This is a genomic window from Anaerorhabdus sp. (assembly GCF_036657415.1).
Lineage (GTDB): Bacteria > Bacillota_I > Bacilli_A > Erysipelotrichales > Erysipelotrichaceae > Anaerorhabdus.
Genome location: NZ_JAVXGL010000073.1, coordinates 1 through 9,614, shown reverse-complemented (window position 1 = coordinate 9,614; position 9,614 = coordinate 1). Strand labels below are relative to the sequence as shown.

7 protein-coding genes are annotated in these 9,614 nt (G+C 31.2%); all 7 read left to right on the top strand.

Features of this window, described 5'->3' with window-relative positions:
* Positions 1-2,592, top strand: a 2,592-nt coding sequence (locus tag RSB60_RS09275; RefSeq protein ID WP_332615919.1) for a phosphoribosylformylglycinamidine synthase, incomplete at its 5' end; no start/stop codon positions are given.
* 2 nt (positions 2,593-2,594) lie between these two features.
* On the top strand, positions 2,595-3,620 hold the full coding sequence (purM, locus tag RSB60_RS09270) for a phosphoribosylformylglycinamidine cyclo-ligase (protein ID WP_323380335.1): 1,026 nt from the start codon (positions 2,595-2,597) through the stop codon (positions 3,618-3,620).
* A complete protein-coding gene (gene purN / locus RSB60_RS09265) occupies positions 3,617-4,189 on the top strand; it encodes a phosphoribosylglycinamide formyltransferase (protein ID WP_323380336.1) in 573 nt (190 codons plus the stop codon). The genes purM and purN overlap by 4 nt, the downstream gene beginning before the upstream one ends.
* On the top strand, positions 4,186-5,718 hold the full coding sequence (purH, locus tag RSB60_RS09260) for a bifunctional phosphoribosylaminoimidazolecarboxamide formyltransferase/IMP cyclohydrolase (protein WP_332615916.1): 1,533 nt from the start codon (positions 4,186-4,188) through the stop codon (positions 5,716-5,718). The genes purN and purH overlap by 4 nt, the downstream gene beginning before the upstream one ends.
* Complete coding sequence (gene purD, locus RSB60_RS09255) at positions 5,718-6,968, top strand: phosphoribosylamine--glycine ligase (protein WP_332615914.1); 1,251 nt, start codon at positions 5,718-5,720, stop codon at positions 6,966-6,968. Before purH ends, purD begins: the two co-directional genes overlap by 1 nt.
* Positions 6,969-7,066: 98 nt before the next feature.
* Positions 7,067-7,822 (top strand): hypothetical protein, encoded by a 756-nt coding sequence (locus RSB60_RS09250; protein ID WP_332615912.1) that lies wholly within the window; start codon positions 7,067-7,069, stop codon positions 7,820-7,822.
* A gap of 47 nt (positions 7,823-7,869) precedes the next feature.
* Positions 7,870-9,474 (top strand): hypothetical protein, encoded by a 1,605-nt coding sequence (locus RSB60_RS09245; RefSeq protein ID WP_332615910.1) that lies wholly within the window; start codon positions 7,870-7,872, stop codon positions 9,472-9,474.
* Positions 9,475-9,614 lie beyond the last annotated feature (140 nt).

The following is a 9,614-nucleotide window of genomic DNA, read 5'->3' as shown; positions in this document are numbered from 1 at the left end:
GTAAAATTGCCACAACTTTTGATTAGTAAGAAGTCTGCAGCTGGTAACTCATCATATGGTAATCAAATTGGGTTACCTACAACATATGTTCGCGAAATCTATCATGATGATTATGTAGCAAAGCACTTAGAAGTAGGTGCAGTAGTTGGCGCTGTAAAAGCAGAGGCAGTTGTACGTGAAAAACCAACAGAAGGAGATATCATTATTCTTCTTGGAGGTCGCACTGGGCGTGATGGAATTGGTGGTGCTACTGGTTCTAGTAAAGAGCATACCCAAGCTTCACTTGATACATGTGCCAGTGAAGTTCAAAAAGGAAATGCACCTGAAGAAAGAAAAATTCAACGCTTATTTAGAAATGCTGAATGCACTAAACTAATTAAAAAATGCAATGATTTTGGAGCGGGTGGTGTTTGCGTTGCAATTGGTGAGCTTGCGGATGGTTTAATTATTCACCTTGATCAAGTTCGTACAAAATATGCAGGACTTAATGCAACTGAAATCGCTATTAGTGAAAGCCAAGAAAGAATGGCTGTTGTTGTTGCAAAAGAAAATGGTCCTAAATTTATTGAATTAGCACAAAGAGAAAATCTTGAAGCTTATCAAGTTGCAGAAGTAACAAATACAAATCGTTTAGTTATGAAATACAAAGATGATTTAATTGTAGATATTTCTCGCGAATTTGTAGATTCTGCGGGTGCTCGTCAAGTGACTGAAGTTGAAATTCAAGCTTCATCAAAAACAAATCCAATGACTTCTACAGAACTTACAAAAGAAAATATAATAACAATGATTTCAAGTCGCAATGTTGCATGTCAAAAAGGATTAGTTGAAATGTTTGATGCTTCAATCGGTTCTACAACTGTGCATATGCCATTTGGTGGTAAGAATCAAATGACTCCAAGTCAAGCTTCAATACAAAAAATTCCAGTATTAGATGGAAAGACAAAGACATGTTCAATTTTAACGTACGGATTTAATCCGCGTTTAATGGAATATTCATGTTTCACAGGCTCAATGTTTAGTGTACTTGAATCAATGGCAAAAACGGTTGCGGTTGGAGGAGACTTAAAGAATACATATTTCTCTTTCCAAGAATATTTTGAAAGATTAAATTTTGACCCTGAAAAATGGGGAAGAGTAACCGAAGCGTTATTAGGTACGATTACTGTCTTAGATAAGTTTGATAAAGCTGCAATTGGTGGTAAAGATAGTATGTCAGGTACATTTAATACAATTTCTGTTCCACCTACATTATTGTCATTCGCTTGTACAAAAGGACATGTAGAAAATATCGTATCAGCAGAACTTAAAGGAAAAGGAAATACATTAGGTGTTTACCTACCTAAGATTAGTGAAGACGGATATCCTGATTTAGATAGTTATGAACAATTGTTCAATCATGTTCAAGCACAAATCAAAGAGAAGAAAATTCTTTCTTCTTATGTTGTAGAAGAAGGCGGAATTTTAGCTGCATGTTTCAAAATGAGTTTCGGTAATCAATTAGGATTTAAGCTAGAAACAAAATTAGATTTGATGAAAATGATTCCAGGTGCAATTGTAGTTGAAACAAGTGCTCCATGTAACGATGTAGATTATGTAGTTATTGGAACGACAACTGAATCAAATTACGATATTAATGGAATTGTTTGTACGCAAAATGAAATCATGAGTGCATGGACTGGTTATTTAGATAAGTTCTATCCACGAACAGCAAGTACCGATGCAAAAGCAGCCGAAACTATTTCATATACACAAGGACAAAAACGTAAATCTAGTCGTTGTGTGGATATACCTAAAGTTTGTATTACAGCATTTCCAGGAACAAACTGTGAATATGACATGAAACGTGCTTTTGAACAAGAAGGTGCAAAAGGTGAAATCGTTGTATTTAGAAATCAAACTCAACAAGATATTTTAGATTCAATAAAACATTTGGTTTCGGTATTAGATGAAAGCCAAATCTTAGCCTTACCAGGAGGATTCTCAAGTGGTGATGAACCAGATGGAAGTGCTAAGTTTATCGTAAATGTGTTACAAAATGAAGAAGTAAAAGCTGCAGTGCATCGATTACTTGAAAGAGATGGATTGATTCTTGGAATTTGTAATGGGTTCCAAGCACTTATCAAATCAGGTTTATTGCCGTATGGACAAATTCAAACATTGAAAGATACAGACGCAACATTATTTAGAAATGATATTAATCGACATGTATCAACAATGGCACATACAAGAGTAGCATCAAATAATTCACCTTGGTTACAAGACTTAACAGTTGATGATGACCATATGATTGCGTTCAGTCATGGTGAAGGTAAGTTTGCGTGTAGTGAAGAAGAATTAAAAACGTTAATTAAAAATGGACAAGTTGCATTTCAATATTGTGATGAGCAATGTCGTGCAAGTAATGATCCAAAGATTAATATTAATGGCAGTACATGTGCTATTGAAGGAATTGTTTCTATTGATGGAAGAATTCTTGGAAAAATGGGGCATTCAGAAAGATTCTTTGATGATGTATTCCAAAATATTCCAGGCAACAAAAAACAAAATATATTCGCAAGTGGTGTGAACTACTTTAAAAGGGAGGCTTAGTAATGTCAAAAGCATACAAAGATGCAGGGGTTAATTTAGAAGCAGGTTATGAGTCAGTAGAAAGAATTAAAAAGCATATCAAACGTACAAATGTTCCAGGTGTTATGGGTGGCATTGGTTCATTTGGAGGATGTTTTGATTTATCATCATTAAACATGAAAGAACCAGTACTTGTAAGTGGAACAGATGGTGTTGGAACTAAATTAAAACTTGCGATGATGATGAATAAACATGACACAATTGGCCAAGATGTTGTGGCAATGTGTGTAAATGATGTATTAGCTCAAGGAGCACTTCCACTATTTTTCCTAGATTATATTGCTGTTGGCAAAAATCATCCTGAACAAATTGAAGCTATCGTAAAAGGTGTTTGTGATGGTTGTGTTCTTGCGGATTGCGCTCTTGTAGGTGGCGAGACTGCAGAAATGCCAGATATGTATGGTGAAGATGATTATGATATTGCCGGCTTTACGGTAGGTGCTGTAGAAAAATCAAAAATGATTTCACCTGAAAAAGTGAATGTAGGAGACATTGTTATTGGTATTCCTTCAAGTGGTGTACATTCGAACGGATTTTCACTTGTTAGAAAAATCGTTTTAAAAGATAATGCAGTGGATTTAAGTACAAAATTTGATGAACTTGATCAACCAATTGGCGAAACATTATTAACACCAACGAAGATTTATGTGCGTCAAGTGAAAGAAGTTTTAAAAGAAGTAGATGTTCATGGAATTGCTCATATTACAGGGGGTGGCTTTTATGAAAATATGCCACGCTGTTTGCAAACAGGACAAGGTTTATCGATTGATAAAAATAGTTTTACAGTATTACCAATCTTCCATGTATTACAACGTTTATCAGGAATGGATGAAAATGAAATGTACAATGTATTTAATATGGGAATTGGCATGATTTTAGTTGTTGATCCTAAAGATGTTGATAAAACTTTAAGTATATTAGCAGCACAAAATGAACATGCAACAGTTATTGGACAAGTCATTGAAGGTGAAGGAGTTCATTTTCAATGAGAAAGATAGCAGTATTTGCTTCAGGAACAGGAACTAATTTTGATGCTATTCAAAGTGCAATTGAAAATGGATTATTGAATGCATCAATTGAACTTGTAGTTGTTGATAAACCAGAAGCAAAAGTGATTGAAAAAGCGCAGGCAAAGAATATTAAAACATTTGTATTCAATCCTAAAGACTATTCTTCTAAAGAAGAGTATGAAAAAGTGATTGTTGAAAAATGCCAAGAAAATGGTATTGAAACGATTGTTCTTGCAGGCTATATGAGAATTTTATCAGATGTCTTATTAAATGCTTATCCAAATCAAATACTTAATATTCACCCCTCATTATTACCAGCATTTAAAGGAAAAGATGCAATCGGTCAAGCCTTTGATTATGGTGTTAAGGTTATGGGTGTAAGTATTCATTATGTTAATGCTGAAATGGATGGCGGCAGAATCATAGCTCAAAGAAGTTTTGATGTTCAAGATGGAATGACACGAGATGATGTTGAAAAAGAAATCCATAAAATTGAACATGAATTATATCCAGAGACATTAAAAAAATTGTTGGAGGGAAACGTATGAAAAGAGCACTAGTTAGTGTATCAGACAAAACAGGTTGTATTGATTTTGTAAGAGGTCTTGAAAGTTTAGGCTATGAAATTATTTCAACAGGAGGAACAAAGAAAGCATTAGATGCAGAAGGTGTAAAAACGATTGCAATTGATGAAGTAACTGAATTTCCTGAAATGCTTGATGGTCGCGTGAAAACACTTCATCCACGTATTCATGGTGGATTACTTGGTGTTCGTGATAAAGATAGCCATGTACAACAAATGAAGGAACATGGTATTGAGGCAATCGATTTAGTGTGTGTTAACCTTTATCCTTTTAAAGAGACAATTGCTAAACCGAATTTTACGCATGAAGAAGCAATTGAAAACATTGATATCGGTGGACCAAGTATGATTCGTAGTGCTGCAAAAAATCATAAATTTGTTACTGTTGTAACGGATGTGAATGATTATGAACATATTCTTGATGAAATTAAAAAATATGGTGATACAACATTAGAAACAAGACAAAAACTTGCGGCTAAAGCATTCCGTACAACAGCAGCATATGATGCGATGATTCAGCAATATCTAACTAATAAATTCGAAGATAAAGAAGCTGAGAAAGTAGTCTTTGGTTTTGATTTGAAACAAACACTTCGTTATGGAGAAAATCCTCATCAAACAGCTGCTTTCTATTCAGATGGAACTAAAGTACGTTATAGCATGACAACTGCTAAACAACTCCATGGTAAAGAATTGTCTTATAATAATATTCAAGATGCAAATGCTACTTTACAAATTTTGAAAGAGTTTGTAGGTCAACCAGCAGTTGTTGCAGTTAAACATATGAATCCTTGTGGGGTTGCAATTGCTACGGATATTACAACTGCATGGAAACGCGCATATGCGGCAGATCCAGTGAGCATTTTTGGTGGAATTGTGGCATTTAATGAAGAAGTCAATGTAGAATGTGCTACTGAAATGAGTCAAATGTTTCTAGAAATTATTCTTGCACCAAGTTTTTCTACAGAAGCCTTTGAGATTTTGAGTCAAAAGAAAAATATTCGTCTAATGACATTTGAAACCGAAGGTTTAGATGCTGCTAATAAAATGGTGTCTGTAACTGGTGGACTACTTGTACAAGGTGAAGATGATTATCATGAAACTAAAGAAGATTGTAAAGTTGTAACTAATGCAATGCCAACAGATAAACAAATTGAGGATGCAATTTTTGGAATGAAAATTGTAAAACATGTTAAGTCAAATGCTATTGTTATCGTAAAAGATGGACAAACATTAGGTGTAGGTGCTGGACAAATGAATCGTGTTGGAGCAGCTAAAATCGCACTTGAACAAGCAGGTGAAAAAGCGCAAGGAGCAGTTCTTGCATCAGATGCATTTTTCCCAATGAATGATACAGTAGAAACTGCAAGTACTTATGGTATACAATGTATTATTCAACCAGGTGGATCAATTAAGGATCAAGATTCTATTGAACTGTGTAATGAAAAGAACATCGCCATGATCTTTACAGGAAAGCGCCACTTTAAACACTAATGAAAAAAGTATTAGTCATAGGAAGTGGTGGACGTGAGCATGCGATTGCTTATAAGTTCAAACAATCTCCCCAAGTTGAAGAAGTATTTGTAGCACCAGGTAATCCTGGTATGAGCGATGTAGCTACACTTGTAAATATTGATTCAATGGATTTTAAACAATTAATTGAATTCGTAAAAGAAAAACAAATCGATTTGACATTTGTAGGACCAGAAATTCCATTATGTGCTGGAATAACAGATGCTTTTCATGAAGCTGGTTTAGAAGTATTTGGTCCAACTCAAGCAGCAGCAGAACTTGAAGGGTCAAAAGTATTTTCTAAAGCGATGATGAAAAAATACAATATACCTACTGCAAAATATGAAAGCTTTAGTTCGTATGAACAAGCAAAAACATATTTAGAAAAACAAACAATGCCAATTGTATTAAAGGCGGATGGTTTAGCAGCGGGAAAAGGTGTAATCATTGCGATGACAATGGAAGAAGCTTTAACTGCACTTGAAGAAATGATGTGTAATCATATGTTTGCGGATGCGGGTTCTAGTGTTGTAATAGAAGAATACTTAGAAGGTGAAGAATTTTCACTATTGGCTTTTGTAAATGGTGATTTAGTTATTCCTATGCAAATAGCGCAAGATCATAAACGTGCATTTGATAATGATGAAGGATTAAATACAGGTGGTATGGGGGCTTATACACCTGTGAGCCATATTCCAGAAGAAGCATATAATGAAGCAGTAGAAAAAATTGTACAAGCGATGGCAAGTGCAATGGTAAAAGAAGGTAAACCTTTCTTAGGCGTTCTATATGGTGGATGTATGCTTACAAAAGATGGTGTAAAAACAATCGAATACAATGTTCGTTTTGGAGATCCTGAAACTGAAGTAGTATTGCCAGCATTAAAAAATGATTTAGTTGATGTTGTGATTAACACAATGAAAGGTCAATCAACCAAACTTGAGTGGTCTGATGAAGCGTATTGTGGTGTAGTCATGGCAAATAAAGGATATCCTGAAAGCTATCAAAAAGGAGCTGTTATCGAAGGGTTAGATCATTGTAATGCTTTGGTATTCCATATGGGAACATCAACAAAAGATGGGAAAACAATCGCAACAGGTGGACGTGTACTTTTTGTTGTTAGTAGTGCTTCAACACTTAAAGACGCTCAAACAAAGGTTTATGAAGAAATTAAAAATATTAATTGCGATGCATTATTCTATCGTAATGATATAGGAAATAAAGGAATCTAAAAGTAAAAAGATAAATTCAGATGCCTAACTGGGGTGTGAATTTATCTTTTTTGATAATATCATAGTATAATTATGTTAAAGAAAAGATTGGAGTTAATATGAATATTATTCGAACAGAGTTTATATTTTTAACAGAAATTAATTTTGATTTATTTTTTATGATTTTTAGCAATTTCATGTTTTTTTTGAAAGAGTTTTGGACAGAGGTGTTAAATAAAATAGATATTTTTATTCCAATAATTGTCGCTATTATTGCATATTTTGGAGTTGAGAGGCAACTAGTAAATAATAGAAAAGATCGTTACGCGAATATAATAATTACTAAAAAATTAGAAATATTAGATAATTTGAGAAAAGAGACTGTAAATTTTTTGAAAATATTTATCATACAATCTAATATTATACATTCAAAACGATTTTATAAAGAAGTAAGCAATGAAAATGATTTAGAAAAAAATATCAAAAGAGAGATTAAAGATAATTACTTTAATAGAGGAACTGATTTGAAGACTTTGAGATCAGCAATCTCTTTTTATAGTAGTATTCTTAGATCAAATATGGATTTTGATGGGAATTTAAATAATCTCAAATTAGAAGAAATAATGGATAAAATGATTAAACATGTTTCCTATAGGAATATAAGTAATAATAAAAATTATATTTTAGAAATAAATGAAATGATAGAGCTTAAAAATATTGCTTATTTAGATATTTTGCGATTAAGTAATGAGGAAACGGAAAAAGCCAAAATCATATTTGAAGGTGAGACTTTAAAATTATCAAGATTATTAGAAACGGAGATAAGTATTCTTTGTACAAGTATTTGGGAAAAATCTAACAAAGATACATTGTAATTAATATGTTTTTTCATACTACGAGTATTCTGGGAGCCACCAATATATTGAAAGAAGGATATATTGAAGTAAGTGATAAAGCTTATTTAAATAACAAAGGGGTTTACTTTTACTACTTAAAACCAATACCAGAAGTATTAAATTCAGATGATTTTGATTTCTTCTCATTGTATTCGAAGATTTCTTTTGTGTACGAGTTTAGTGAAAAAGAACTAATGAAGGACATAATCACTCTTTTTCCTTTTGATACAGGTTGCATGATTGTAAAAAATAATATGGTTTTTAATGATTTAAAGAAGTATGCAATCGAAATTAATAAAATTGAAGATTTTATTAATTCATACTACTGTTCTGTAGGAAATTATTGTAGAAACAATATATCTTTAAATAATCTTATTGATTGTAAATATTTTGAAAAAGATAAACTATCAAATGACAGTTATTTAGATTTACTTAAATGTGTTGAAAAAATTCAAGGTGTTGATGAACGAATGAGATACATAGAATTATGTATTTTTCGTAGACATAATTATAAAAATAATTTAAATAGAATTGTTCTTTACTACAGAATGTTTTTAAAATCAGAAATAAATAAATTCTTTAAGGATTTTAAAATAAGTTTTTATAAAAATTTTGGTATTGATTATTTAAACTATAAAATGATGGTAGCAAAATCTAGTAATCTTTTAGCTTATATTCCTTTGGTGACTCCAGTAAGATTTAGTTTTATCATTGATATGATTCCAAAGAAATCAGGAATAGTTTCAATTATTTGGAGTAATGAGCATGTGTATTATGACTTTGATTTGTTAGATGAGTCTAATGATGAATTGTCTTGTATCAAAATCGATGAAGAAATGTTGAGTAATTATTCAAATAATTTCAATGGGTTTTTTAACAACAGTTCAAAATTTAGAGAATATAATGATGAAATAATATATCAGAATGATTCTAAATTTGAATTGTATGAAGATAATAAAAGATTGGAAATTCAAAAAGTTCCTGAAAATATTTTTAAAATGAAATCTGAGAATTGGAAAATTATCAATTACCAAAATGATAAAGATAAAAAAGATAAATTTTATTATAATCCGCAATTCATTGCTAGTAATATAAAAAATTTTAAAGCTTATAAAATCAATAGAAACTATATTTTTTTAGGTAACTCAAATATTTTGTCTAAAATAGTGATATATTTAATAGGGCGTGTGGAAACAGACGAAATGATTTATGAAGAGATTCTAGATTATTATTTTGAATATATAAGTAATGAAAGATATGGGATTATAGATAAAATAATTGATGTTGAAGAAAAAATAAATTTTAAATATCAAAAATTATACGATAATCCTCAAGTTTCAATCGACATCAAAAAAATTAGAAATAATTTCTCTAGATTTATAGTTTCTAAAGAGAAAAAATTTGATAAAGATTCTGTTTATATATTTTTTAGAGGTACTTATTATTCGTTTAATATTGTTAAAGAGATTGATGATTTTATCAAATTTATACATATGGAAATGAGATATTCTTTAATTACTAAAAAATTAAAATTTCTAAATTCTAATGATGAAATATTTAATAATAAAATATTACAAAAATACAAAAAGTTTAAAGATTTTTGTACACGTTATACTCCTCAAAATGATTAATATTTTGGCATATTAAAATATGTAGAGGAATTTAATTAATTAATAAATGAATTGTTTTCATGTATAATAAATAGGAGGTAAAAAGTATGAAAATTGCAATAGCACAAATGGATATAATCGCAGGACAATGCGAACAAAAT